Genomic DNA, 25192 nt, shown 5'->3' on the forward strand with positions numbered 1-25192 from the left:
CCTACCAGCCCGCGGACTGCCCCGTCAGTTCCCGGATCGCCGGGCGGGCCGCGTCCAGCACGGTCATGAACCACGCCGAGAACGGGTCCCGGGCGTGCCGCTCGGCCAGTTCGGACGCCGTCACGAAGGCCGTCGAGCCGACCTCCTCGGGGTCCGGCGCCAGCGGTGCCTGCACCATGCCCACGAACAAGTGGTTGAACTCCTGCTCCACCAGGCCCGAGGCCGGGTCCGGGTGGTTGTAGCGGACCGTGCCCGCCTCCGCCAGCAGTGACGGCGAGACCCCCAGCTCCTCGTGGGTCCGCCGGGCCGCGGCGGCGAACGGCGCCTCACCGGGGTACGGGTGGCCGCAGCAGGTGTTGGACCACACACCGGGGGAGTGGTACTTGCCGAGCGCCCGCTGCTGGAGCAGCAGCCGGCCCTGCTCGTCGAAGAGGAACACCGAGAACGCGCGGTGCAGCTGCCCCGGCGGCTGGTGGGCGGTGAGCTTCTCCGCCGTGCCGATCGTCACGCCCTTCTCGTCGACCAGTTCCAGCAAAATCGCCTCTGCGGTGCCGTTCGACGAGCTGTGCGTCTCGGTGGCAGGTGTGATCGGCATACCCATCCTTCGCCTCGGTCTTGCGCCCCAAGTCTGCCGTACGAATCCGGCACTCCCGGCACTTCCCCGCACGTCCGCATGTCCTACGCGGGGCGGTGGTCGAGTGGGGCCCCGGTGATTCATCGTGCCCGGCGCCTCCCGTCGGGAACCGTCCGCCGGGCTCGAACGGACGTACCTACGGTGTGGAGGAGCGCGGGGTCAGAGGCACAGCCGCGCCTCGTGCTCCGCGTGCCCGCCCGGCTCCAGCTGGAAGGTGCAGTGCTCCACGTCGAAGTGGTGGCCGAGGCAGCCCTGGAGCTCGTGCAGCATCTTCTCGTGGCCGATGGCGTTCAGCACCTCCGAGCTGACCACCACGTGCGCGGACAGCACCGGCATGCCAGAGGTGATGGTCCAGGCGTGCAGGTCGTGCACGTCCTCCACGCCGTCCAGCGCCAGGATGTGCGAGCGCACCTCGGCCATGTCGACGTCCTTCGGGGCGGCCTCCAGCAGGACGTCCAGCGTCTCGCGCAGCAGCTTCACCGTCCGCGGGACGATCATCAGCCCGATGACCAGCGACGCGATCGGGTCGGCCGCCTGCCAGCCCGTGGTCAGGATCACGGCCGCCGAGATCAGCACCGCCACCGAGCCCAGCGCGTCCGCGGCCACCTCCAGGAAGGCGCCGCGCACGTTCAGGCTCTCCTTCTGCCCGCGCATGAGCAGGAGGAGCGAGACAGAGTTCGCGACCAGGCCGAACAGACCGAACACGATCATCAGACCGCCCTCGGTGTCCGCGGGTGTGAGGAAGCGCTGGACCGCCTCGAAGAGCACATAGCCGCCGACGCCCAGCAGCAGCAGGCAGTTGGCCAGGGCGGCGAGGATCTCCGCGCGGGCGAGCCCGAAGGTGCGGTTGGTGCTCGGCGGGCGGTTGGCGAAGTGGATGGCGAGCAGCGCCATGCCCAGGCCCAGCGCGTCGGTCGCCATGTGGGCCGCGTCCGCGATCAGGGCGAGCGAGTCCGCGAGGAGACCGCCGACGATCTCCACCACCATGATCGTGAGCGTGATGCCCAGTGCCACCCGCAGCCGGCCGCAATAGGCGGCCGCGGCCGTGCCCGTGGGCGGCGCATGGCTGTGCGCGTGCCCGTGGTCGTGCCCTGCCCCCATGAGAGGACCACCCTTCCGTGTTGCGCGCGTGGCCACAGTCAACTACGGGCGGGGGGTATCGGGCAACGCGGCACTGAACACCGTTGTCATCTGCCCTGACCTGCGCAAACAAGCGGCAGGTCAGGCGGCGGACGGCCGCTCGGCGACCGGCTCCGGCTCAGGCGCCGTGGTGCAGCCGCCAGCCCGCCCAGGCCGACTCGATCATTTCCCGCACCCCGAGCCGGGCCCGCCAGCCCAGCGCCTCGGCGGCCCGCTCGGCCGAGGCGACCGCGCGCGGCGCGTCCCCGGGCCGGCGCCCCTCCACCAGCGCGGGCCGCCGGTCGCCGGTGACCTCCCCGATGACCGTGACCATCTCCCGCACGGAGACGCCCTCGCCGCGGCCGATGTTCAGCGTCAGGTCGCCCGCGTGGCCACCCCCGGCGAGCCGCCGGGCCGCCGACAGATGGGCCTCGGCGAGGTCGGCGACGTGAATGTAGTCACGTACACAGGTGCCGTCCGGCGTCGGATAGTCGTCGCCGAAGATCCGCGGGGCCTCGTCCCGGGTGAGCCGGTCGAAGACCATCGGCACGATGTTGAACACCCCGGTGTCCGCCAGTTCCGGCGCGGCCGCCCCCGCCACGTTGAAGTAGCGCAGGCACACCGTGGAGATCCCGTGCGCCTGCCCGGCCGCCCGCACCAGCCACTCCCCGGCCAGCTTGGTCTCGCCGTAGGGGTTCACCGGGGCGCAGGGGGTGTCCTCGGTGATCAGGTCCACGTCCGGGTTGCCGTACACGGCCGCCGACGAGGAGAACAGCAGCCGGTCGATCCCCGCCTCGGCGATCGCGTCCAGCAGCGTGGCCAGGCCGCCCACGTTCTCCCGGTAGTAGCGGGTGGGCTGCGCCACGGACTCGGCGACCTGCTTGCGCGCCGCGAGATGCACCACACCCGTCACGCCGTACTCCGCGAAGACCCGCTTGAGCAGATCCCCGTCCAGCGTCGAGCCCTCGACGAGCGGGACGCCCGCCGGGAGCCGCGCCGGCACGGCGGCCGACAGGTCGTCCAGCGCCACGACGCTCTCGCCGGCGCCGGTCATGGCCCGTACCACGTGCGCCCCGATGTATCCGGCTCCGCCGGTGATCAGCCAGGTCATGGTCACCCACCCTATGCCGAACCGGGCATGTGTCCGCGATGCCGGAGGATGCCCGGGTCTGCGCCGCGCGGTTTGTGGGGCGGGCCCCGCATCCCCGATGATGATCGCGGCAAAGGACCGGGCAGCCCCCGTGGACCGGGCCGTGAACGGCCGGTGAACACGGGCTTCCGCCCATCCGATAGCCTCTGCCGACATGCCGCCCGGGTGCCGCAGGCAGGGGCGCCCCACCACGCAGAAGACCGGCGCCCCCGCGTCGGCACCCAGGGAGTGAGTTTCGGTTGTCGACCGCCATCGTCACCGGTCAGCCGGTCCCCGGATCGTCGCTCGAGAACGATCTGCGGTCCCTCGGCTTCGACGTGCGCGTGGCCGCTGACGCCGCCGAGACCCGGACCCTGCTCGCCGCCGCACCCGCCGGAAGGCGCGTGGCCCTGGTGGACGCCCGCTTCGTCGGCCACCCGCACGCCCTGCGCCTAGGCCTCACCGACCCGCGGTTCCCGCTCGCGGCCGTGCCCGGAGCCGTCACCGCCCAGCCGGAGGCCCGCCAGGCGCTGACCCGGGCGCTGGACCGCGAGACCGCCACCGCGGGCGGGGGTGCCGCGCCGGCGAAGCCGAGCGCGGGGGACGCCGACTCCCTCGCCGACCGCGTCGTCACCACGCTCGACGCCGACGACGCCGGTGTGCACCGCCCCGAGCTGGGCAGCCTGGTCGCCGCCGTCCCGGCCGACCCGCAGGCCCGCAACGAGGCACGGCAGGCCGTCGCCGCCGTGGACGACGAGGCCGTACGCCTGAGGTCGGCCGTGAAGTCCCGCGACGGCTTCTTCACCACGTTCTTCATCAGCCCGTACTCGCGCTACATCGCCCGCTGGTGCGCCCGCCGGGGCCTGACGCCCAACCAGGTCACCACCGCCTCCCTGCTCACCGCCCTGATAGCCGCGGGCTGCGCGGCGACCGGCACCCGGGCCGGCTTCGTCGCGGCCGGCGTCCTGCTGATCGCCTCCTTCGTGCTCGACTGCACCGACGGCCAGCTCGCCCGCTACGCCCTGAAGTACTCCACGCTCGGCGCCTGGCTCGACGCCACCTTCGACCGGGCCAAGGAGTACGCCTACTACGCCGGCCTCGCCCTCGGCGCGGCCCGCGGCGGCGACGACGTCTGGGCCCTGGCGCTGGGCGCCATGATCCTGCAGACCTGCCGGCACGTCGTGGACTTCTCCTTCAACGAGGCCAACCACGACGCCACCGCCAACACCAGCCCCACCGCCGCCCTATCCGACAAGCTGGACAGCGTCGGCTGGACGGTCTGGGTACGCCGGATGATCGTCCTGCCGATCGGCGAGCGCTGGGCGATGATCGCCGTCCTCACCGCGGTCACCACCCCGCGCATCACCTTCTACGTGCTGCTCGCCGGCTGCGCCTTCGCCGCCACGTACACCACGGCCGGCCGTGTGCTGCGCTCGGTGACCCGCAAGGCGCGGCGCACTGACCGGGCGGCCCAGGCGCTGGCCGACCTGGCCGACAACGGCCCGCTCGCCTCGTACGTGGCACGTGCCACCCGGGTCCGCCTCGGCGCCCCGCTGCTCGTGGCCCTGGCCGGCACCGCCGTGCTCGCCGTCTCCCTCTTCTCCGGCCCGGCCTGGGCGCCCGTCGCCGGCGCGGCCGTCTACGCCGTCACCGCCGGCCAGGCCCTGTACCGCCCCCTCAAGGGCGCCCTCGACTGGCTGCTCCCGCCGCTGTTCCGTGCCGCCGAGTACGGCACCGTGCTGGTACTGGCGGCCCACGCGGACGTGAACGGAGCCCTTCCCGCGGCTTTCGGCCTGGTGGCGGCCGTCGCCTACCATCACTACGACACGGTGTACCGCATCCGCGGCAACGCCGGAGCGCCCCCGGCCTGGCTGGTGCGCGCCATCGGGGGGCAGGAGGGGCGGACGCTGCTCGTCACCGTCCTGGCCGCGGTGCTCACCGCCTCGCAGTTCAAGGCCGCGCTCACGGTCCTCGCCGTGGCCGTCGCCGTGCTGGTGCTCGTCGAGAGCATCCGCTTCTGGGTGTCCGCAGGGGCGCCCGCCGTACACGACGAAGGAGAACCCGCATGATCGGCCTCGTGCTGGCGGCCGGCGCCGGACGGCGTCTGCGCCCCTACACCGACAGCCTTCCCAAGGCTCTGGTGCCGGTGGGCCCCGCGGGCATAGAGGGCGAGCCGACGGTCCTGGACCTCACCCTCGGCAACTTCGCCGAGATCGGCCTGACCGAGGTCGCGATCATCGTCGGCTACCGCAAGGAGGCCGTGTACGAGCGCAAGGCGGCCCTCGAGGCGAAGTACGGCCTCAAGCTCACCCTCATCGACAACGACAAGGCCGAGGAGTGGAACAACGCCTACTCCCTGTGGTGCGGCCGTGACGCCCTCAAGGACGGTGTGATCCTCGCCAACGGCGACACCGTGCACCCGGTCTCGGTGGAGCGCACGCTGCTCGCGGCCCGCGGCGAGGGCAGGCGGATCATTCTCGCGCTGGACACCGTGAAGTCCCTGGCGGACGAGGAGATGAAGGTCGTCGTGGACCCCGCCGAGGGCGTCCGGAAGATCACCAAGCTGATGGACCCCGCCGAGGCCACCGGTGAGTACATCGGCGTCACCCTCATCGAGGGCGACGCGGCCCCCGAGCTGGCCGACGCCCTGAAGACGGTCTTCGAGACCGACCCCCAGCAGTTCTACGAGCACGGTTACCAGGAGCTGGTGAACCGCGGCTTCCGGATCGACGTCGCGCCGATCGGCGACGTGCAGTGGGTGGAGATCGACAACCACGACGACCTCGCCCGTGGACGGGAGATCGCGTGCCAGTACTGACCCGGCTGATCCCCTCGCCGCTCGTCGTCGACATCCGCCCGGGTGCCCTCGACGACCTGGCCGGGGTCCTCGCCGACGAGCGCATCTCCCAGTCCGGCCGGCTCGCCGTCGCCGTCAGCAACGGCTCGGGCGCCCGGCTGCGTGAACGCCTCGCCCCGTCGCTGCCCGGCGCCACCTGGTACGAGGTCGGCGGCGGCACCATCGACGACGCGGTCCGGCTGGCGAGCGAGATAAAGGCCGGCCGCTACGACGCCGTCGTCGGACTCGGCGGCGGGAAGATCATCGACTGCGCCAAGTTCGCCGCCGCGCGCGTCGGGCTGCCGTTGGTCGCCGTCGCCACCAACCTCGCGCACGACGGTCTGTGCTCGCCGGTCGCGACCCTGGACAACGACGCGGGCCGCGGCTCCTACGGTGTGCCGAACCCGATCGCGGTCGTCATCGACCTCAACGTGATCCGTGAGGCGCCGGTCCGCTTCGTGCGCTCCGGCATCGGCGATGCCATCTCCAACATCTCCGCGGTCGCGGACTGGGAGCTGGCCAACCGGGTCAACGGCGAGAAGATCGACGGTCTCGCCGCCGCCATGGCCCGGCAGGCCGGCGAGTCGGTGCTCAGGCACCCCGGCGGCGTCGGCGACGACGGCTTCCTGCAGGTGCTGGCCGAAGCCCTCGTCCTCACCGGCATCGCCATGTCCGTCTCCGGCGACTCCCGCCCCTCCTCAGGGGCCTGCCACGAGATCAACCACGCCTTCGACCTGCTCTACCCGAAGCGGGCGGCCGCCCACGGCGAGCAGTGCGGCATCGGCGCGGCCTTCGCGATGTACCTGCGCGGAGCGCACGAGGAGGCGGCGTCCATGGCCGCCGTACTGCGCCGGCACGGGCTTCCGGTGCTGCCGGAGGAGATCGGCTTCTCGGTGGACGAGTTCGTCCGCGCCGTGGAGTTCGCTCCGGAGACCAGGCCCGGCCGCTACACGATCCTCGAACACCTCGACCTCAAGACGAACCAGATCAAGGACACCTACGCCGACTATGTCAAGGCCATCGGTAGCTGAACTCCGTCCGGTCGTCCACCCCGTCGGGGTGAAGGACCGGCGCAGCGGTGAGCACTGGGGAGGGCGCCTCTACATGCGAGAGGTGTCCCTGCGCGTCGACCGCTACCTGGTGAACACCCGGGTCACGCCCAACCAGCTCACGTACCTGATGACCCTCTGCGGGGTGCTCGCGGCCCCGGCGCTGCTGGTGCCGGGGATCCCGGGCGCCGTGCTCGGCGTGGTCGCCACCCAGCTCTACCTGCTGCTGGACTGCGTCGACGGCGAGATCGCCCGCTGGAAGCAGCAGTACTCGCTCAGCGGGGTCTACCTGGACCGGGTCGGTGCCTACCTCACCGACGCGGCCGTCCTGGTCGGCCTCGGGCTGCGCGCCGCCGACCTGTGGGGCGGCGGCCGGATCGACTGGCTGTGGGCCTTCCTCGGCACGCTCGCCGCGCTGGGCGCCATCCTGATCAAGGCCGAGACCGACCTGGTCGGCGTCGCCCGGCACCAGGCCGGGAAGCCGCCGGTCCAGGACGCGGCGGCCGAGCCGCGCTCCTCCGGCATGGCGCTGGCCCGCCGGGCCGCCGCGGCGCTGAAGTTCCACCGGCTGATCCTCGGCATCGAGGCCGCGCTGCTGATCCTGGTCCTGGCGATCGCCGACCAGATCCACGGCGACCTGTTCTTCACCCGGCTCGGCACCGCCGTCCTCGCGGGCATCGCCCTGCTGCAGACCGTGCTGCACCTGGTGTCCATCCTGGCGTCCAGCAGGCTGAGGTGAGTGCCATGAAGGTCGGCGCGGTCATCATCACCATGGGCAACCGGCCCGAGGAGCTGCGGGCACTGCTCGACTCCGTCGCCAAGCAGGACGGCGACCGGGTCGAGGTGGTCGTCGTCGGCAACGGCTCGCCCGTCCCGGACGTCCCCGAGGGCGTCCGGACCGTGGAACTGCCCGAGAACCTGGGCATCCCCGGCGGCCGCAACGTCGGCATAGCGGCCTTCGGGCCGGCCGGCCGCGATGTCGACATACTGCTTTTCCTGGACGACGACGGGCTCCTGGCCCGCCACGACACGGCCGAGCTGTGCCGCGAGGCCTTCACGGCCGACCCGGAGCTCGGCATCATCAGCTTCCGCATCGCGGACCCCGAGACCGGCGAGACCCAGCGCCGGCACGTGCCCCGGCTGCGCGCGTCCGACCCGATGCGCTCCTCCCGGGTCACCACCTTCCTCGGCGGCGCCAACGCCGTCCGCACCCGGGTCTTCGCCGACGCCGGCGTCCTCCCGGACGAGTTCTTCTACGCCCACGAGGAGACCGACCTGGCCTGGCGGGCCCTCGACGCCGGCTGGATGATCGACTACCGGTCCGACATGGTGCTCTACCACCCGACGACCGCGCCCTCGCGGCACGCGGTGTACCACCGCATGGTCGCCCGCAACCGGGTCTGGCTGGCCCGCCGCAACCTCCCCGCCCTCCTGGTCCCGGTCTACCTCGGGGTCTGGCTGCTGCTCACGCTGCTGCGCCGGCCCTCTGGACCGGCCCTGAAGGCCTGGTTCGGCGGCTTCAAGGAGGGGTGGAGCAGCCCCTGCGGACCCCGGCGCCCGATGCGCTGGCGTACGGTGTGGCGGCTGACCCGACTGGGCCGGCCCCCGGTGATCTGACAAGCTCGACCGTACGGACCCGCCCCGGCGGGCGGGTCCGCCGCCCTTGAAGACGCAACCGTGCAAGACGTACTCGAAGACGAAAGCTTCCACCCGTGAGTGAGACAACGCATGACGCCGGAGTCGCGGTGACCGCGGCCCCGTCGCCCGACGAGGGACTGACGGCCGCCCAGCTCGCCGCCAAGTACGGACTCGCCGTGAGCGGCGCCCGGCCCTCGCTCGCCGAGTACGTGCGCCAACTGTGGGGGCGCCGCCACTTCATCCTCGCCTTCTCCCAGGCGAAGCTGACCGCGCAGTACAGCCAGGCCAAGCTGGGCCAGCTCTGGCAGGTGGCGACCCCGCTGCTGAACGCGGCGGTCTACTACTTCATCTTCGGCGTCATCCTGCACGCGAGCCGCGGCATGTCCCAGGACGTGTACATCCCGTTCCTGGTCACGGGCGTGTTCGTGTTCACCTTCACGCAGAGCTCGGTCATGACCGGCGTCCGCGCGATCTCCGGCAACCTGGGCCTGGTGCGCGCCCTGCACTTCCCGCGCGCCTCGCTGCCCGTCTCCTTCTCGCTGCAGCAGCTCCAGCAGCTGCTGTTCTCGATGATCGTGATGTTCATCGTGGCCATCGGGTTCGGCAGCTACCCGGGGATGTCCTGGCTGCTGATCATCCCGGTGCTGATGCTGCAATTCCTGTTCAACACCGGTCTCGCGCTGATCGTCGCCCGCCTGGGCGCCAAGACCCCGGACCTCGCCCAGCTGATGCCGTTCGTCCTGCGCACCTGGATGTACGCCTCCGGTGTCATGTTCTCCATCAGCAAGATGATGGAGGGCCGCCCCGAGTGGGTGGTCCGGCTGCTGCAGGTCAACCCGGCCGCCGTCTACATGGACCTGATGCGGTTCGCGCTGATCGACGGGTACGGCGCCTCGAACCTGCCGCCGCACGTGTGGGCCATCGCCCTGTTCTGGGCCGTGATCGTCTTCGCCGGCGGCTTCGTGTACTTCTGGAAGGCGGAGGAGAGGTACGGCCGTGGCTGAGACCGACACCCAGGACACCCCGGACCCGCGCCCGACCGTCATCGCGGACGAGCTGCACATCGTCTACCGGGTCAACGGCGCCAGGACCGGCAAGGGCAGCGCCACCGCCGCCCTCAGCCGCATACTCAAGCGCGGCTCCGACGACGGGGCGCGCGGCGTGCGCAAGGTGCACGCGGTGCGCGGAGTCTCCTTCGTCGCCCGCCGCGGAGAGGCGATCGGCCTGATCGGATCCAACGGCTCCGGCAAGTCCACGCTGCTGCGCGCCATCGCCGGACTGCTCCCCGCCGAGAGCGGCAAGGTCTACACCGACGGCCAGCCCTCCCTGCTCGGCGTCAACGCCGCCCTGATGAACGACCTCACCGGTGAGCGCAACGTCATCCTCGGCGGGCTCGCGATGGGCATGTCCCGCGAGCAGGTCAAGGAGCGCTACCAGGACATCGTCGACTTCTCGGGGATCAACGAGAAGGGCGACTTCATCACCCTGCCGATGCGGACGTACTCCTCCGGCATGGCGGCCCGGCTGCGCTTCTCCATCGCCGCCGCCAAGGACCACGACGTCCTCATGATCGACGAGGCGCTGGCCACCGGTGACCGCAAGTTCCAGAAGCGCTCGGAGGCGCGGATCCGGGAACTGCGCAAGGAGGCCGGCACGGTCTTCCTGGTCAGCCACAACAACAAGTCCATCCGCGACACCTGCGACCGCGTCCTGTGGCTGGAACGCGGCGAACTGCGCATGGACGGACCCACCGAAGAGGTCCTCAAGGAGTACGAGAAGTTCACGGGCAAGTGACCCGTTTCGGCCAGGGCCCCGCGGAACCTCTCCGGCGGGGCCCTGCGTCTGCAAAGGAAACGTCAACTCGCGCATGACGTAGGAATCTTGACGGCAATTGGTGTGTTGTTGTGATGCGCGGGACACCCTGCCGGTCCAAGCTGCGTTGTACAACGTAAGCTGTACCGGTCCCCGAAAGCGGCACATGGGGCGACAAAGCGCGACACCCTCCGCCGGGCCGCCCCGCGGAGGGCCAGGCGGCGTGTCCGAAATAGTGTGTATCGGATCGGCAGTGTAGAACGGGAGATGTGACGGCAATGGCTACGGAAACTCCCCAGCTCAGCGCAGCATGTGCCGTCCACGCCCCGGGCAGCCCGCGGTGACGGGAACCCGCACGGCGCCGGGCCTGGAGCGCGCCACCCTCGACAAGGCCGCGAGCGAGAACTTCCCCGTGGCCCCCTTCTTCCTGCCCCGCGCCTGGCGTGAGGACCTCATGGCCGTGTACGGATTCGCCCGCCTGGTGGACGACATCGGCGACGGCGACCTCGCCCCCGGCGGCGCCGACGCCCGCGCCCTCGGTGTGCCGGCCGCCGATGCCGGGGACCGGCTGGTCCTCCTCGACGCCTTCGAGGCGGATCTGCGCCGGGTCTTCGACGGCACCCCGCGCCACCCGCTGCTGCGCCGCCTGCAGCCCACGGCCCGCCGCCGCTCCCTCACCCCCGAGCCGTTCCTCGGCCTGATCGCCGCCAACCGCCAGGACCAGCTGGTGCGGCGCTACGAGACCTACGACGACCTCCTCGCCTACTGCGAACTGTCCGCGAACCCCGTCGGCCGCCTCGTCCTCGCCGTCACCGGCACCGCGACCCCCGAGCGGATCCGGCTGTCCGACTCGATCTGCACCGCGCTGCAGATCGTCGAGCACCTCCAGGACGTCGCGGAGGACCTCGGCCGTGACCGGATCTATCTGCCGGCCCGGGACATGAAACGTTTCCACGTCCAGGAAACCGACCTCGCCGCGAAAATCGCGAGCGCTTCGGTGCGCGCCCTGGTTGCATACGAAGCACAACGCGCCCGCGATCTGCTGAATGAAGGCGCCCCCCTGGTGGGTAGCGTCCACGGCAGGTTGAAGCTGCTGCTCGCGGGGTTCGTGGCGGGGGGAAGGGCGGCGGTCCGGGCGATCGCCGCCGCCGAATACGACGTACTTCCCGGCCCGCTCAAGCCCGGCAAGGTCCGGTTGCTGCGTGAGGCGGGCGCGACTCTGCGAGGAGAGGGGTGATCCGGACCGTGGAGTCTGTGCCGCACGTGTCCGCACCGGTACTCGCCGCCTACGGCTACTGCGAGGCCGTCACCGGGCAGCAGGCCCGCAACTTCGCCTACGGCATCCGGCTGCTGCCGACGCCCAAGCGGCGCGCCATGTCCGCGCTGTACGCGTTCTCCCGGCGCGTCGACGACATCGGCGACGGCGGCCTGCCGGCCGAGGTGAAGGTCGCGCGGCTCGAGGACACCCGGGAACTGCTCACCCTGATCCGCGCCGGGGAGATCGAGGAGGACCACACCGACCCGGTGGCAGTGGCCCTCGCCTATGCCGCGCGCGCCTTCCCGATCCCGCTCGGCGGTCTGGACGAGCTGATCGACGGCGTCCAGATGGACGTGCGCGGCGAGAGCTACGAGACCTGGCACGACCTGAAGGTCTACTGCCGCTGCGTGGCCGGCGCCATCGGCCGTCTCTCGCTCGGCGTCTTCGGTACGGAACCGGGCGCGCGCGGCGCCGAGCGCGCCCCCGAGTACGCCGACACGCTCGGCCTCGCGCTCCAGCTCACCAACATCCTCCGGGACGTCCGTGAGGACGCCGAGGGCGGGCGCACCTACCTGCCCGCCGACGACCTGGCCAAGTTCGGCTGCTCGGCCGGGTTCGACGGGCCCACTCCACCGCAGGGCTCCGACTTCGCCGGCCTCGTGCACTTCGAAGTGCGGCGGGCCCGCGCCCTGTTCGCCGAGGGCTACCGGCTGCTCCCCATGCTCGACCGGCGCAGCGGCGCCTGTGTGGCCGCCATGGCCGGCATCTACCGCCGGCTGCTGGACCGCATCGAGCGCGACCCCGGGGCCGTGCTGCGCGGCCGGGTCTCGCTGCCCGGACGCGAGAAGGCGTACGTCGCCGTGCGCGGACTGTCCGGCCTCGACACCCGGAACGTCTCCCGGCGGACCGTCAGGAGGCGCGCCTGATGGGTTCCCGGGAACCGTCCGGTTCCGACGATCCGGCGCGGCGGGCAACCCCGCGCTGCGGCGTGGCGTCCCTGACTGCGACGGGCGACCGTGCACCGTTCATCCAGCACGGTCGGCACGCAGGGAAGGACGCACGATGAGCGAGGGCTCCCGCGCCGAACAGGCGCACGCCGGTGCCCGGGCACCCGAGGCCCCGGCGCGGCGTACCGCCGTAGTCGTCGGCGGGGGTCTCGCCGGCGTCACCGCGGCGCTCGCGCTCGCCGACGCGGGCGTCGACGTCACGCTCGTCGAAGGCAGACCCCGGCTGGGCGGTCTCGCCTTCTCCTTCCAGCGCGGCGAGTTGACCGTCGACAACGGCCAGCACGTGTACCTGCGCTGCTGCACCGCCTACCGCTGGTTCCTCGACCGGATCGAGGGCGCGGCGCTGGCACCGCTGCAGGACCGCCTGGACGTGCCCGTCGTCGACGTCGCCAAGCCCGAGGGCGGACGGCTCGGGCGGCTGCGGCGCGACCCGCTGCCCGTCCCCCTCCACCTGGGACGCAGCCTGGCCACCTACCCGCACCTCTCGCTCGCCGAGCGCGCCGCCGTCGGGCGCGCCGCGCTCGCGCTGAAGGGGCTCGACCTCGCCGATCCGGCACTGGACGCCCAGGACTTCGGCAGCTGGCTGGCCGCGCACGGCCAGTCGGCGCGGGCCGTCGAGGCCCTGTGGGACCTGGTCGGGGTCGCCACCCTCAACGCGGTCGCGGGCGACGCCTCACTGGGGCTCGCCGCGATGGTGTTCAAGACCGGTCTGCTGTCCGACCCGGGCGCGGCCGACATCGGCTGGGCCGCCGTACCGCTCGGCGAACTGCACGACCGGCTGGCCCGCAAGGCGCTCGACTCCGCGGGCGTCCGTACCGAAGTCCGTACACGCGTCACCTCCGTCTCCCTCAACGGGAACGGAGGCTGGAGCGTTCAGGTTCCCGGCGAAACACTCCGCGCCGACGCGGTCGTCCTCGCCGTACCCCAGCGCGAGACGCACGGCCTGCTGCCGCCCGGCGCCCTCGACGACCCCGGGCGGCTGCTGGAGATCGGCACCGCGCCCATCCTCAACGTGCACGTCGTCTACGACCGCCCGGTGCTGGCCCGGCCCTTCCTCGCCGCCCTCGGCACCCGCGTGCAGTGGGTCTTCGACCGCACCGACGCCTCCGGGCTGCGCGAGGGCCAGTACCTCGCGGTGTCGCAGTCGGCCGCGCGGGACGACATCGACGAACCGGTCGCCGTGCTCCGCGAGCGCTACCTGCCCGAGCTGGAGCGGCTGATCCCCGGTGCGCGCGGTGCCGTGGTGAAGGACTTCTTCGTGACCCGGGAGCGCACGGCGACGTTCGCCCCCACCCCCGGCGTCGGCCGGCTGCGGCCCGGCGCCCGCACCAAGGCTCCCGGCCTGTACCTGGCCGGAGCGTGGACCGCCACCGGGTGGCCCGCGACCATGGAGAGTGCGGTCCGCAGCGGCGTGAGCGCGGCCGACGCCGCGCTGAGCGCCCTGGGCCGGCCCCGCCCCGCCCGCCTCTTCGCGTTCGAGGAGGCGGCCTGATGACCGAGCACTACGCGGCGGGCCCCCGCACCCCCGGTACCGCAACAACAGGAGAGACTGTGCCCACTGTGCCCCCCGCCTCGACGGCCGACTCGAGGACCGCGGTGGACGTGACCGCGCTGCTGGAGCGCGGCCGCACCCTGGCCACCCCGGTCCTGCGCGCCGCCGTCGACCGCCTGGCGCCGCCCATGGACACCGTCGCCGCCTACCACTTCGGCTGGATCGACGCCGCGGGCAACCCGGCCGACGGGGACGGCGGCAAGGCCGTGCGTCCCGCCCTCGCCGTGCTCTCCGCCGAGGTGACCGGCGCCGCGCCCGAGGTGGGCGTCCCCGGCGCGGTCGCCGTCGAACTCGTCCACAACTTCTCGCTGCTGCACGACGACCTGATGGACGGCGACGAGCAGCGCCGGCACCGCGACACCGTCTGGAAGGTGCACGGCCCCGCCCAGGCCATCCTGGTCGGTGACGCCCTGTTCGCCCTCGGCAACGAGGTCCTGCTGGAGCTCGGCACCGTCGAGGCCGGCCGCGCCACCCGCCGGCTGACCACCGCCACCCGCGCCCTGATCGATGGTCAGGCGCAGGACATCTCCTACGAGCACCGCGACCGCGTCAGCGTCGAGGAGTGCCTGGAGATGGAGGGCAACAAGACCGGCGCGCTGCTCGCCTGCGCCTCCTCGATCGGCGCGGTCCTCGGCGGCGCGGACGACGCCACCGCCGACGCGCTGGAGCGCTACGGCTACCACCTCGGCCTCGCCTTCCAAGCCGTCGACGACCTCCTCGGCATCTGGGGCGACCCGGAGGCCACCGGCAAGCAGACCTGGAGCGACCTGCGCCAGCGCAAGAAGTCCCTGCCGGTGGTGGCCGCGCTCGCGGCGGGCGGCGACGCCTCCGAACGGCTCGGCGAGATCCTCGCCGCCGACGCCAAGAGCAGCGACTTCGAGAACTTCTCCGAGGAGGAGTTCGCGGCCCGGGCCGCCCTCATCGAGGAGGCCGGCGGCCGAGAGTGGACGGCCGAGGAGGCACGCCGGCAGCACGCGATCGCCGTCGAGGCACTCGACGCCGTCCACATGCCCGACCGGGTGAGGGCCGCCTTCACGGCACTCGCCGATTTCGTCGTCGTACGAAAGAGATGATCACTATCGGCCGAATAACCCTCGCGTAGTCGCCGGCCGGTGCCGCGGATGACGGCACCGGCCGACGGCGGACCCACAGCAGCACGACTCGCACGACTGCACGAAGGGGAAGCCATGACAGCGACGACCGACGGAAGCACCGGAGCGACCATGCCGCCCCGCGCTGCCGCGGCCAGCGAAACAGACATCACCATCCCCGAGGCTGCCGGGGTACCAGAAGCCGCCGAACGCGCCGCGCGCCGCGCCACCGACTTCCTGCTCGCCCGGCAGGACGCCCAGGGCTGGTGGAAGGGCGACCTGGAGACGAACGTCACCATGGACGCCGAGGACCTGCTGCTCCGTCAGTTCCTGGGCATCCTGGACGAGGAGACGACGCGGGCCGCCGCCCTGTTCATCCGCGGCGAGCAGCGCCCGGACGGCACCTGGGCCACCTTCTACGGCGGCCCCGGCGAACTTTCCACCACCATCGAGGCGTACGTCGCCCTGCGCCTGGCCGGCGACGCGCCCGACGCCCCGCACATGGCGAAGGCCTCGGCCTGGGTCCGCGAGCGCGGCGGTATCGCCGCCTCCCGTGTCTTCACCCGGATCTGGCTCGCCCTGTTCGGCTGGTGGAAGTGGGATGACCTGCCCGAACTCCCGCCGGAGCTCATCTACTTCCCCCGCTGGATGCCGCTCAACATCTACGACTTCGGGTGCTGGGCCCGGCAGACCATCGTGCCGCTGACCATCGTCTCGGCCAAGCGCCCCGTCCGCCCGGCCCCCTTCCCGCTGGACGAGCTGCACACCGACCCGGCCGATCCCAATCCCGCCAAGCCGCTGGCACCGGCGGCCAGTTGGGACGGCGCCTTTCAGCGCCTCGACAAGGCGCTGCACCAACTGCGCAAGGTCGTCCCGCGCCGGCTGCGCAGGGCCGCGATGAACTCCGCCGCCCGCTGGATCATCGAGCGGCAGGAGAACGACGGCTGCTGGGGCGGCATCCAGCCCCCGGCCGTGTACTCGGTCATCGCCCTGCGCCTGCTCGGCTACGACCTCCAGCACCCGGTGATGCGCGAGGGTCTCGCCTCACTGGACCGCTTCGCCGTGTGGCGCGAGGACGGCGCCCGGATGATCGAGGCCTGCCAGTCCCCGGTGTGGGACACCTGCCTCGCCACCATCGCGCTCGTCGACGCGGGTCTGCCGGTCGACCATCCGCAACTGGTCAGGGCGGCCGACTGGATGCTCGGCGAGGAGATCGTCCGGCCCGGTGACTGGGCCGTGAAGCGACCCCAACTTCCGCCCGGCGGGTGGGCGTTCGAGTTCCACAACGACAACTACCCGGACATCGACGACACCGCCGAGGTGGCTCTCGCGCTGCGCCGGGTCCGGCACCACGACCCGGAGCGCGTGGACCACGCCGTCGGGCGCGCGGTGCGCTGGAACCTGGGGATGCAGTCGAGGAACGGCGCGTGGGGCGCCTTCGACGTCGACAACACCAGCCCGTTCCCGAACCGGCTGCCGTTCTGCGACTTCGGCGAGGTCATCGACCCGCCGTCCGCCGACGTCACCGCCCACGTCGTCGAGATGCTCGCCGCCGAGGGTCTGGCCCACGATCCCCGCACCCGGCGCGGCATCGACTGGCTGCTCGCCGAACAGGAGCCCGACGGCTCGTGGTTCGGGCGCTGGGGCGTCAACTACCTGTACGGCACCGGTTCCGTGGTGCCCGCCCTCACCGCGGCCGGCCTGCCCGGCTCCCACCCGGCGATCCGGCGGGCGGTGGCCTGGCTGGAGAAGGTGCAGAACGACGACGGCGGCTGGGGCGAGGACCTGCGCTCCTACAAGCACGTCAAGGAGTGGAGCGGCCGCGGCGCCTCCACCGCCTCGCAGACCGGCTGGGCGCTGATGGCGCTGCTCGCGGCGGGGGAGCGGGACTCGGAGGCCGTGGAACGCGGCATCCAGTGGCTGGCCGCGACCCAGCGGGAGGACGGCTCCTGGGACGAGCCGTACTTCACCGGCACCGGCTTCCCCTGGGACTTCTCCATCAACTACCACCTGTACCGCCAGGTGTTCCCGCTCACCGCGCTCGGCCGCTATCTGCACGGCGACCCCTTCGAGCGGCCGCCGCTCGCCCGGGCCAGGAGGTCCCACTCCGACGGCAGGAAGCCGCTGCCCGAGGCCACGGTGAGCTGAGGTGAGCACCCGGCCCGCTCCGCCTCCGCTGCTGATCGCCTGTGCGCTCGGCATCGAGCACCTCGCCCTGCGCACCGGCGACCGGGGCGGGGCGGGAGGGCCGGTCACCTTCGTCCGCACCGGCATGGGCCCCCGGGCGGCGGAACGGTCCGTCACCCGGTACCTGTCCGAGCCGGCGCTCACCGCCGCGGCCGTCCTGGCCACCGGCTTCTGCGCCGGGCTCGCCCCCGGTATGCACCCCGGAGACCTGGTCGTCGCCGAGGAGACCCGGGACCCGTGCGGGACCGTCCCGTGCGTGGACACCGAACCACTCGTCAAGGAGCTCGCGCGCGTCCTGCCCGGGCGCACCGTCCACACCGGACCGCTCACCGGCTCCGACCACGTCGTCCGCGGCCCGGAGAGGTCCGCGCTGCGCGCGACCGGCGCGATCGCCGTCGACATGGAGTCGGCGGCCACGCTGCTGAGCGCCGTGCGCGCCGGCGAGCGTCCGGTTGCGGCCGTACGGGTGGTCGTGGACGCTCCGGAACATGAACTCGTCCGGATCGGCACGCTGCGCGGTGGAATATCAGCTTTCCGCGTTCTTCGTTCCGTTCTTCCCGCCTTTCATGAATGGCACCGTTCTTTGTCGCTCCCCCGGAGGTGAGCCAGATGGCCATGCCGTTGCGTCAGTCCATCAAGGTCGCTACATACCTGGCCGAACAGAAACTCCGCAGGCGGGACAAGTTTCCGCTCATCGTCGAACTGGAACCGCTCTTCGCGTGCAACCTCAAGTGCGAGGGCTGCGGCAAGATCCAGCACCCGGCCGGCGTGCTCAAGCAGCGCATGCCGGTCGCCCAGGCCGTGGGCGCGGTGCTGGAGTCGGGTGCGCCGATGGTGTCCATCGCCGGCGGGGAACCGCTGATGCACCCGCAGATCGACGAGATCGTGCGCCAGCTCGTGGCCAAGCGGAAGTACGTCTTTCTCTGCACCAACGCGCTGCTGATGCGCAAGAAGATGGACAAGTTCACGCCCTCGCCCTACTTCGCCTTCGCGGTGCACATCGACGGGCTTCGGGCGCGGCACGACGAGTCGGTCGCGAAGGAGGGGGTGTTCGACGAGGCGGTGGAGGCCATCAAGGAGGCCAAGCGGCGCGGCTTCCGGGTGACCACCAACTCCACCTTCTTCAACACCGACACCCCGCAGACGGTCATCGAGGTGCTCAACTTCCTCAATGACGACCTGCGGGTGGACGAGATGATGATCTCGCCCGCCTACGCCTACGAGAAGGCGCCCGACCAGGAGCACTTCCTGGGCGTGGAGCAGACCCGCGAGCTGTTCCGGAAGGCCTTCGCGGGCGGCAACCGCCGCAAGTGGCGGCTCAACCACTCCCCGCTCTTCCTGGACTTCCTGGAGGGAAAGGTCGACTTCCCCTGCACCGCCTGGGCGATCCCGAACTACTCGCTCTTCGGCTGGCAGCGCCCCTGCTACCTGATGAGCGACGGCTACGTCCCGACGTACCGCGAGCTCATCGAGGAGACCGACTGGGACAAGTACGGCCGCGGCAAGGACCCCCGCTGCGCCAACTGCATGGCGCACTGCGGCTACGAGCCCACCGCCGTCCTCGCCACCATGGGCTCCCTGAAGGAGTCGCTGCGGGCCATGCGCGAGACCGTCTCCGGAAACCGGGAGTGACGCCGTGACCGCCGTCCCTCTGGGTGTCCCCGAGGTGCCGGCCCGGCCGGTCGCTCCGCGGCGTGTGTCGCGGCGGATCGACGTCGGGCCGGTGGCGGTCGGGGGCGGAGCTCCGGTCTCGGTGCAGTCGATGACGACCACCCGCACGTCGGACATCGGTGCCACCCTCCAGCAGATCGCGGAACTGACCGCGTCCGGCTGCCAGATCGTCCGGGTCGCCTGCCCCACGCAGGACGACGCGGACGCGCTGCCGGCCATCGCCCGCAAGTCTCGGATCCCGGTGATCGCGGACATCCACTTCCAGCCGAAGTACGTCTTCGCCGCCATCGAGGCGGGCTGCGCGGCCGTCCGCGTCAACCCGGGCAACATCAAGCAGTTCGACGACAAGGTCAAGGAGATCGCGCGGGCCGCCAGGGACCACGGCACCCCGATCCGGATCGGCGTCAACGCGGGTTCCCTGGACCGGCGGCTGCTGCAGAAGTACGGCAAGGGCACCCCGGAGGCGCTGGTCGAGTCGGCCCTGTGGGAGGCGTCCCTGTTCGAGGAGCACGACTTCCGGGACATCAAGATCTCGGTCAAGCACAACGACCCGGTCGTGATGATCGAGGCCTACAAGCAGCTCGCCGCCCAGTGCGACTACCCGCTGCACCTCGGCGTCACGGAGGCTGGCCCCGCCTTCCAGGGCACGATCAAGTCGGCGGTCGCCTTCGGCGCGCTGCTCTCCCAGGGCATCGGCGACACCATCCGGGTGTCGCTGTCCGCGCCTCCCGTGGAGGAGGTCAAGGTCGGCAACCAGATCCTGGAGTCCCTGAACCTCAAGCAGCGTGGCCTGGAGATCGTCTCCTGCCCGTCCTGCGGCCGCGCCCAGGTCGACGTCTACAAGCTGGCGGAGGAGGTCACGGCAGGCCTGGACGGCATGGAAGTGCCGCTCAGGGTCGCGGTGATGGGGTGCGTGGTCAACGGCCCGGGCGAGGCCCGTGAAGCCGACCTCGGAGTTGCCTCGGGCAACGGCAAGGGCCAGATCTTCGTCAAGGGCGAGGTCATCAAGACCGTCCCCGAGTCCAAGATCGTGGAGACCCTCATCGAGGAGGCCATGAAGCTCGCCGAGGGGGCGGGCGCCGCGGACGAAGTGAGTTGAGGCAAGGCACGGCACGGACCGAGAGGGGGCCCAGCGTGACGATCCTGGAGACCATCCGGCAACCACGCGACCTGAAGGCGCTGTCCGAGGCGGAAGTCGGGGAACTAGCCGAAGAGATACGTGAGTTCCTGGTGCACGCGGTGTCGAGAACCGGCGGTCACCTGGGGCCCAACCTGGGGGTGGTGGAACTCTCCATCGCACTCCACCGGGTCTTCGAGTCACCGGTCGACCGCATCCTGTGGGACACCGGCCACCAGAGCTATGTGCACAAGCTGCTGACGGGGCGTCAGGACTTCTCCAAGCTGCGTGGCAAGGGCGGCCTGTCGGGCTACCCGTCGCGCGAGGAGTCCGAGCACGACGTCATCGAGAACAGTCATGCCTCCACCGCGCTGGGCTGGGCGGACGGGCTCGCCAAGGCCAACCAGGTGCTGGGGGAGAAGGGGCATGTGGTCGCGGTCACCGGCGACGGCGCGCTGACCGGCGGCATGGCCTGGGAGGCACTGAACAACATCGCGGCCGCCAGGGACCGGCCGCTGATCATAGTCGTCAACGACAACGAGCGCTCCTACGCCCCGACCATCGGCGGCCTCGCCAGCCATCTGGCCACCCTGCGCACCACCGACGGGTACGAGAAGGCCCTCGCCTGGGGCAAGGAGGTGCTGCTGCGCACCCCGGTGGTGGGCAGCACGATCTACGAGTCCCTGCACGGCGCGAAGAAGGGCTTCAAGGACGCCTTCGCCCCGCAGGGCATGTTCGAGGACCTCGGGCTGAAGTACGTCGGCCCCATCGACGGGCACGACATCGGCGCCGTCGAGTCGGCGCTGCGCCGCGCGAAACGCTTCCACGGGCCCGTCCTGGTCCACTGCCTCACGGAGAAGGGCCGCGGCTACGAACCCGCCCTGGCCCACGAGGAGGATCACTTCCACACCGTCGGCGTGATGGACCCGCTCACCTGCGCGCCCCTCGCGCCGGCCGGCGGTCCCTCCTGGACCTCGGTGTTCGGCGAGGAGATCGTCCGCATCGGCGAGGAGCGCGAGGACGTCGTCGCGATCACGGCGGCCATGCTGCACCCGGTGGGCCTCGGCCGCTTCGCCGAGCGGTTCCCCGACCGGGTGTGGGACGTGGGCATCGCCGAGCAGCACGCGGCCGTCTCGGCGGCCGGACTCGCGACCGGCGGACTCCATCCCGTCGTCGCCGTCTACGCCACCTTCCTCAACCGCGCCTTCGACCAGTTGCTGATGGACGTGGCTCTGCACCGCTGCGGGGTCACCTTCGTGCTGGACCGGGCCGGCGTCACCGGAGTGGACGGGGCGTCCCACAACGGCATGTGGGACATGTCCGTCCTCCAGGTCGTACCCGGCCTGCGGATCGCCGCCCCGCGCGACGCCGGGCAACTGCGCGCCCAACTGCGCGAGGCGGTCGCCGTGGACGACGCGCCCACTCTGGTGCGCTTCCCCAAGGAATCGGTCGGCCCGGACATCCCGGCGGTCGGCCAGGTGGGCGGCATGGACGTCCTGCACCGCGGCGAACACCCCGACGTGCTGCTGGTGGCCGTCGGCGTGATGGCGCCGGTGTGCCTCCAGGCAGCCGAGCTGCTCGCGGCCCGGGGCGTCGGCTGCACGGTGGTGGACCCCCGCTGGGTCAAGCCCGTCGACCCCGCCCTGCCGGGCCTGGCCGCCGGGCACCGCCTGGTCGCCGTGGTGGAGGACAACAGCCGTGCGGCAGGCGTCGGTTCGGCCGTGGCACTGGCCCTCGGCGACGCGGACGTGGACGTGCCGGTACGCCGGTTCGGCATCCCGGACCAGTTCCTCGCACACGCCAAGCGCGGCGAAGTACTGGCCGACATCGGCCTCACGCCCGTGGAGATCGCCGGGCGCATCAGCGCGAGCCTGGCCGTCAAGGCCGTGAGGGCCCTCGATGGCACAGCCAAGGAGAGTGAATGAGCACGGAGTTCGACCTCGGCGCCCTCCTCGCCGAGCGCGGAGCCGAACGCTACGAGCTGCACGCCAAGCACCTCAACCCGCAGCTCCCGCGGATGCTGCACACCATCGGCTTCGACCGGGTCTACGAACGGGCCGAAGGCGCCCACTTCTTCGACGCGGACGGCACCGACTACCTGGACATGCTCGCCGGGTTCGGTGTGATGGGCCTCGGCCGCCATCACCCGGTCGTCCGCAAGGCGCTGCACGAGGTCCTGGACCTCGGCCTCGCCGACCTCACCCGCTTCGACTGCCAGCCGCTGCCGGGCCTGCTCGCGGAGCGGCTGCTCGCCCACAGCCCGCATCTGGACCGGGTGTTCTTCGGCAACAGCGGCACCGAGGCGGTGGAGACCGCCCTGAAGTTCGCCCGGTACGCCACCGGCAGGCCCCGCGTGCTGTACTGCGACCACGCGTTCCACGGCCTGACCACCGGCTCCCTGTCGGTCAACGGCGAGGACGGCTTCCGTGACGGCTTCGCCCCGCTGCTGCCCGACACCGCAGTGCCCCTCGGCGACCTCGGCGCGCTGGCCAGGGAGCTGAAGAAGGGCGACGTGGCCGCCCTGATCGTCGAGCCCATCCAGGGCAAGGGGGTGCACGAGGCACCGCCCGGCTATCTGCGCGCCGCCCAGGAGCTGCTGCACCGCCACAAGGCGCTGCTGATCGCCGACGAGGTGCAGACCGGCCTCGGCCGCACCGGCGACTTCTACGCCTACCAGCACGAGGAGGGCGTGGAGCCGGACCTGGTGTGCGTGGCCAAGGCGCTGTCCGGCGGCTACGTACCGGTCGGCGCCACCCTGGGCAAGGAGTGGATCTTCAAGAAGGTCTACTCGTCCATGGACCGCGTCCTGGTCCACTCGGCCAGCTTCGGCGCCAACGCCCAGGCCATGGCCGCCGGGCTCGCCGTGCTGTCGGTCATGGAGAACGAGCAGATCGTCGCCGGGGTGCGGGCCACCGGCGAGCTGCTGAAGTCGCGGCTCACCGCGCTGATCGACCGGTACGAGCTGCTGGCGGACGTGCGCGGCCGGGGCCTGATGATCGGCATCGAGTTCGGGCGGCCCTCCTCGCTGAAGCTGCGCGGCCGCTGGACCATGCTGCAGGCCGCCCGCAAGGGCCTGTTCGCGCAGATGGTCGTCGTCCCGCTGCTCCAGCGCCACCAGATCCTCACGCAGGTCTCCGGTGACCATCTGGAGGTGATCAAGCTCATCCCGCCGCTGATCATCGACGAAGCCGATGTGGACCGGTTCGTCGCCGCCTTCACCGCCGTCATGGACGACGCGCACAGCGGCGGCGGACTGATGTGGGACTTCGGGAAGACGCTGATCAAACAGGCGGTGGGCAACCGCTGAGCGCGACCGCCGGATGGGTTTGCCTCTGAGGCAAGAAATTTGCCACAGAGGCAAACCTGCGGCTCAATGGAGGCATGAACGCCTCAGAAGCCTCGCCACCGGCGGGCGAGGGCGACGACCTGCCCGCCGTGGCGCCGCAGCTCCGCGCCCTGCGCCGGCGCACCGGCCTCACCCTGGAGGCGGCGGCCCGCACCGCCGGGCTCTCGCCCGCCCACCTCTCCCGGCTGGAGACCGGCGGGCGCCAGCCCTCGCTGCCGATGCTGCTCGCGCTCGCCCGTATCTACGGTACGACCGTCTCCGAACTGCTGGGCGAGCGGGTCGCCGACCGGGACGCCATCGTCCGCGCCGCCGACATGGAGCCCACCCGCGCGGGCGGCTGGACCTACTTCCAGGCCGGCGCGTCCGGACGGGGCATGCAGGCGCTGCGTGTCCGGGTGCCGTACGGCACGCAGGGCGACATCGTGCGCGTCCATCCCGGCGAGGAGTGGCTGCACGTCCTGAAGGGGCGTCTCCGGCTGCGCCTCGGTGACACCGCGCACCTGCTCGCCCCCGGCGACAGCGCGCACTTCGACTCCCTCACCCCGCACCGCCTGGCCGCCGAGGACCAGGACGGCGTGGAGCTTCTGTTCGTCCACACCCTGCTGCAGAGCCCCACGGCCGCGCTGTGCCTGGGCCCCCTGACTGGAGAGCTGCCATGAGCGACTTCGAGGAGAAGTTCCCCCGTTCCCTGTGGATCCGGCTGATCATCTACATCGCCGTGGGCCACCTGTTCGCCGCGTTCCTCTACCTGCTGTTCGCGGTGGGCGCCAAGAGCTGACGGAGGTCAGTCGAGCAGGCGCTCCCGCAGCCGCTCACGGGTCCGCGAGGTCAGTCCGAGGCCCTGCTCGAAGTAGGCGTCGAGCCCGCCCCAGGTCGCCTCGATGCTCCCGAACGCCGCCTGCAGATACTCCGCGCGCGCGTCGAAGAGCGGGCTGAGCAGGTCCATCACCTCGGGGGTGTACGCGGAGTCGGGGCTGCCGTTGCGGCGCACCTTGTAGCGGCGGTGCTTGGCGTTGGACTCCAGGTAGTCGGCGACGATCGCGTCGCGCTCCACGCCCACGGCGAGCAGGGTCACCGCTATGGAGATGCCCGCCCGGTCCTTGCCCGCGGCGCAGTGCATCAGCGCGGGGACGCTGTCCTCGGCCAGCGCGTGCAGCACACGGGAGTGCTCGGCGGTGCGTTCGGTCACGATCTTCCGGTAGGAGGCGACCATCCGGGCGGCGCCCTTGCCGTCCGCGAGGATGCCGCGCAACTGGTCGAGGTCGCCGTCGCGGACCATCTTCCAGAACTCGGCACCGTCCGCCGGGTCGCTCAGCGGCAGGTTCACGTTCCGCACGCCCGGCAGGGCGACGTCCGGGCCCTCCAGCTTCTGGTCGGCCGCGTTGCGGAAGTCGAACACCGTGTGCAGGCCCAGGGAGCCGAGGAAGGCCGCGTCCTCGTCCGTCGCGTGCGCGAGGTGGCCGCTGCGGAAAAGCACCCCCGAGCGCACCCGCCGGCCGTCCTCGGTCGGCAGTCCGCCCACGTCACGGAAGTTGCGCACTCCGGCCAGATCGGGCTCGGTCGACGGGACCTGCTGCGTCACGGGGGCTCCTCCCGGTCGGACCCCGTCGGCTCGGCTCGCCGGCGGGCGCTCCGTCGACGATACGACATCGATCATCTCGGGCAACGAGTTGTCCACAGGCGTTGCCACCGGAGCGTACCGGCCCCGATGATGTGCGCACCTGCGCGGATCTGTTGACACCTGTG

The 25192-nt window shown here is 71.7% G+C and carries 24 protein-coding genes; 20 read left to right on the plus strand and 4 right to left on the minus strand.

Annotated elements, in window-relative coordinates; translation table 11 throughout:
* Position 1: 1 nt before the first annotated feature.
* The 3 genes from idi to galE form a co-directional block, all read right to left on the minus strand.
* A complete protein-coding gene (idi, locus tag AB0924_RS23195; RefSeq protein ID WP_358932409.1) occupies positions 2 to 595 on the minus strand; it encodes an isopentenyl-diphosphate Delta-isomerase in 594 nt (197 codons plus the stop codon).
* 198 nt (positions 596 to 793) lie between these two features.
* Positions 794 to 1735: a cation diffusion facilitator family transporter gene (locus tag AB0924_RS23200; RefSeq protein ID WP_358932411.1), complete on the minus strand. Its 942-nt coding sequence runs from the start codon at positions 1733 to 1735 to the stop codon at positions 794 to 796.
* A gap of 157 nt (positions 1736 to 1892) precedes the next feature.
* Positions 1893 to 2864: a UDP-glucose 4-epimerase GalE gene (gene galE, locus AB0924_RS23205; protein ID WP_358932414.1), complete on the minus strand. Its 972-nt coding sequence runs from the start codon at positions 2862 to 2864 to the stop codon at positions 1893 to 1895.
* 278 nt (positions 2865 to 3142) lie between these two features.
* Between galE and AB0924_RS23210 the strand changes: the two genes are divergently transcribed.
* From AB0924_RS23210 to AB0924_RS23305, 20 genes are all read left to right on the plus strand, one after another.
* Positions 3143 to 4951 (plus strand): DUF5941 domain-containing protein, encoded by a 1809-nt coding sequence (locus tag AB0924_RS23210; protein WP_366912395.1) that lies wholly within the window; start codon positions 3143 to 3145, stop codon positions 4949 to 4951.
* Positions 4948 to 5700: a phosphocholine cytidylyltransferase family protein gene (locus AB0924_RS23215; RefSeq protein WP_358932418.1), complete on the plus strand. Its 753-nt coding sequence runs from the start codon at positions 4948 to 4950 to the stop codon at positions 5698 to 5700. The genes AB0924_RS23210 and AB0924_RS23215 overlap by 4 nt, the downstream gene beginning before the upstream one ends.
* Positions 5688 to 6749, plus strand: coding sequence for an iron-containing alcohol dehydrogenase family protein (locus tag AB0924_RS23220; protein ID WP_358932420.1), 1062 nt, complete (start codon positions 5688 to 5690; stop codon positions 6747 to 6749). The genes AB0924_RS23215 and AB0924_RS23220 overlap by 13 nt, the downstream gene beginning before the upstream one ends.
* A complete protein-coding gene (locus tag AB0924_RS23225; protein ID WP_366912396.1) occupies positions 6727 to 7506 on the plus strand; it encodes a CDP-alcohol phosphatidyltransferase family protein in 780 nt (259 codons plus the stop codon). Before AB0924_RS23220 ends, AB0924_RS23225 begins: the two co-directional genes overlap by 23 nt.
* A 5-nt stretch (positions 7507 to 7511) precedes the next feature.
* A complete protein-coding gene (locus AB0924_RS23230; RefSeq protein ID WP_358932424.1) occupies positions 7512 to 8384 on the plus strand; it encodes a glycosyltransferase in 873 nt (290 codons plus the stop codon).
* Between the two features lie 95 nt (positions 8385 to 8479).
* Positions 8480 to 9409 carry an ABC transporter permease gene (locus AB0924_RS23235; RefSeq protein WP_358932427.1) on the plus strand — a complete coding sequence of 310 codons (930 nt, stop codon included), beginning with the start codon at positions 8480 to 8482 and terminating at the stop codon, positions 9407 to 9409.
* Complete coding sequence (locus tag AB0924_RS23240; protein ID WP_366912397.1) at positions 9402 to 10199, plus strand: ABC transporter ATP-binding protein; 798 nt, start codon at positions 9402 to 9404, stop codon at positions 10197 to 10199. Before AB0924_RS23235 ends, AB0924_RS23240 begins: the two co-directional genes overlap by 8 nt.
* A 328-nt stretch (positions 10200 to 10527) precedes the next feature.
* Positions 10528 to 11454: a squalene synthase HpnC gene (gene hpnC, locus AB0924_RS23245; protein ID WP_366912398.1), complete on the plus strand. Its 927-nt coding sequence runs from the start codon at positions 10528 to 10530 to the stop codon at positions 11452 to 11454.
* On the plus strand, positions 11451 to 12401 hold the full coding sequence (hpnD, locus tag AB0924_RS23250; protein WP_358932433.1) for a presqualene diphosphate synthase HpnD: 951 nt from the start codon (positions 11451 to 11453) through the stop codon (positions 12399 to 12401). Before hpnC ends, hpnD begins: the two co-directional genes overlap by 4 nt.
* Positions 12401 to 12541, plus strand: a complete 141-nt coding sequence (locus AB0924_RS23255; RefSeq protein ID WP_358932435.1) for a DUF6380 family protein — start codon at positions 12401 to 12403, stop codon at positions 12539 to 12541. Before hpnD ends, AB0924_RS23255 begins: the two co-directional genes overlap by 1 nt.
* On the plus strand, positions 12538 to 13974 hold the full coding sequence (gene hpnE / locus AB0924_RS23260) for a hydroxysqualene dehydroxylase HpnE (RefSeq protein ID WP_358932437.1): 1437 nt from the start codon (positions 12538 to 12540) through the stop codon (positions 13972 to 13974). The genes AB0924_RS23255 and hpnE overlap by 4 nt, the downstream gene beginning before the upstream one ends.
* Positions 13974 to 15107 (plus strand): polyprenyl synthetase family protein, encoded by a 1134-nt coding sequence (locus tag AB0924_RS23265; protein ID WP_358932439.1) that lies wholly within the window; start codon positions 13974 to 13976, stop codon positions 15105 to 15107. The genes hpnE and AB0924_RS23265 overlap by 1 nt, the downstream gene beginning before the upstream one ends.
* Positions 15108 to 15221: 114 nt before the next feature.
* Entirely contained in the window at positions 15222 to 17273 is a 2052-nt protein-coding gene (gene shc, locus AB0924_RS23270) for a squalene--hopene cyclase (RefSeq protein WP_358932441.1), read from the plus strand.
* A gap of 1 nt (position 17274) precedes the next feature.
* The gene (locus AB0924_RS23275; protein WP_358932443.1) at positions 17275 to 17916 is read left to right on the plus strand and encodes a 1-hydroxy-2-methyl-2-butenyl 4-diphosphate reductase; all 642 of its coding nucleotides are present in this window, start codon (positions 17275 to 17277) and stop codon (positions 17914 to 17916) included.
* Positions 17917 to 17921: 5 nt separating this feature from the next.
* Positions 17922 to 18944 (plus strand): adenosyl-hopene transferase HpnH, encoded by a 1023-nt coding sequence (gene hpnH / locus AB0924_RS23280; protein ID WP_366912399.1) that lies wholly within the window; start codon positions 17922 to 17924, stop codon positions 18942 to 18944.
* Positions 18945 to 18948: 4 nt separating this feature from the next.
* Positions 18949 to 20082 carry a flavodoxin-dependent (E)-4-hydroxy-3-methylbut-2-enyl-diphosphate synthase gene (ispG, locus tag AB0924_RS23285; protein ID WP_366912400.1) on the plus strand — a complete coding sequence of 378 codons (1134 nt, stop codon included), beginning with the start codon at positions 18949 to 18951 and terminating at the stop codon, positions 20080 to 20082.
* A gap of 35 nt (positions 20083 to 20117) precedes the next feature.
* Entirely contained in the window at positions 20118 to 22025 is a 1908-nt protein-coding gene (gene dxs, locus AB0924_RS23290; RefSeq protein WP_366912401.1) for a 1-deoxy-D-xylulose-5-phosphate synthase, read from the plus strand.
* Complete coding sequence (locus tag AB0924_RS23295; RefSeq protein WP_358932451.1) at positions 22022 to 23407, plus strand: aspartate aminotransferase family protein; 1386 nt, start codon at positions 22022 to 22024, stop codon at positions 23405 to 23407. The genes dxs and AB0924_RS23295 overlap by 4 nt, the downstream gene beginning before the upstream one ends.
* Before the next feature lie 74 nt (positions 23408 to 23481).
* Complete coding sequence (locus tag AB0924_RS23300) at positions 23482 to 24105, plus strand: XRE family transcriptional regulator (RefSeq protein WP_358932453.1); 624 nt, start codon at positions 23482 to 23484, stop codon at positions 24103 to 24105.
* Entirely contained in the window at positions 24102 to 24224 is a 123-nt protein-coding gene (locus AB0924_RS23305) for a DUF6126 family protein (protein ID WP_190019420.1), read from the plus strand. Before AB0924_RS23300 ends, AB0924_RS23305 begins: the two co-directional genes overlap by 4 nt.
* A gap of 6 nt (positions 24225 to 24230) precedes the next feature.
* Here the strand turns inward: AB0924_RS23305 and AB0924_RS23310 are convergent, their stop codons facing one another.
* Positions 24231 to 25028, minus strand: coding sequence for a tyrosine-protein phosphatase (locus tag AB0924_RS23310; RefSeq protein ID WP_358932456.1), 798 nt, complete (start codon positions 25026 to 25028; stop codon positions 24231 to 24233).
* Positions 25029 to 25192: the final 164 nt, after the last annotated feature.

It is taken from the genome of Streptomyces sp. NPDC047869 (assembly GCF_040704065.1).
Classification (GTDB): domain Bacteria; phylum Actinomycetota; class Actinomycetes; order Streptomycetales; family Streptomycetaceae; genus Streptomyces.

What these genes read in the sequence shown, in the direction of transcription:
- AB0924_RS23200 (WP_358932411.1), bottom strand. Translation starts at nt 1,735, where the DNA reads ATGGGGGCAGGGCACGACCACGGGCACGCGCACAGCCATGCGCCGCCC.
- hpnE (WP_358932437.1), top strand. Translation starts at nt 12,538, where the DNA reads ATGAGCGAGGGCTCCCGCGCCGAACAGGCGCACGCCGGTGCCCGGGCA.
- AB0924_RS23295 (WP_358932451.1), top strand. Translation starts at nt 22,022, where the DNA reads ATGAGCACGGAGTTCGACCTCGGCGCCCTCCTCGCCGAGCGCGGAGCC.
- AB0924_RS23225 (WP_366912396.1), top strand. Translation starts at nt 6,727, where the DNA reads ATGTCAAGGCCATCGGTAGCTGAACTCCGTCCGGTCGTCCACCCCGTC.
- AB0924_RS23230 (WP_358932424.1), top strand. Translation starts at nt 7,512, where the DNA reads ATGAAGGTCGGCGCGGTCATCATCACCATGGGCAACCGGCCCGAGGAG.
- galE (WP_358932414.1), bottom strand. Translation starts at nt 2,864, where the DNA reads ATGACCTGGCTGATCACCGGCGGAGCCGGATACATCGGGGCGCACGTG.
- AB0924_RS23265 (WP_358932439.1), top strand. Translation starts at nt 13,974, where the DNA reads ATGACCGAGCACTACGCGGCGGGCCCCCGCACCCCCGGTACCGCAACA.
- shc (WP_358932441.1), top strand. Translation starts at nt 15,222, where the DNA reads ATGACAGCGACGACCGACGGAAGCACCGGAGCGACCATGCCGCCCCGC.
- AB0924_RS23215 (WP_358932418.1), top strand. Translation starts at nt 4,948, where the DNA reads ATGATCGGCCTCGTGCTGGCGGCCGGCGCCGGACGGCGTCTGCGCCCC.
- idi (WP_358932409.1), bottom strand. Translation starts at nt 595, where the DNA reads ATGCCGATCACACCTGCCACCGAGACGCACAGCTCGTCGAACGGCACC.
- AB0924_RS23300 (WP_358932453.1), top strand. Translation starts at nt 23,482, where the DNA reads ATGAACGCCTCAGAAGCCTCGCCACCGGCGGGCGAGGGCGACGACCTG.
- hpnC (WP_366912398.1), top strand. Translation starts at nt 10,528, where the DNA reads ATGTGCCGTCCACGCCCCGGGCAGCCCGCGGTGACGGGAACCCGCACG.
- hpnH (WP_366912399.1), top strand. Translation starts at nt 17,922, where the DNA reads ATGGCCATGCCGTTGCGTCAGTCCATCAAGGTCGCTACATACCTGGCC.
- AB0924_RS23305 (WP_190019420.1), top strand. Translation starts at nt 24,102, where the DNA reads ATGAGCGACTTCGAGGAGAAGTTCCCCCGTTCCCTGTGGATCCGGCTG.
- AB0924_RS23255 (WP_358932435.1), top strand. Translation starts at nt 12,401, where the DNA reads ATGGGTTCCCGGGAACCGTCCGGTTCCGACGATCCGGCGCGGCGGGCA.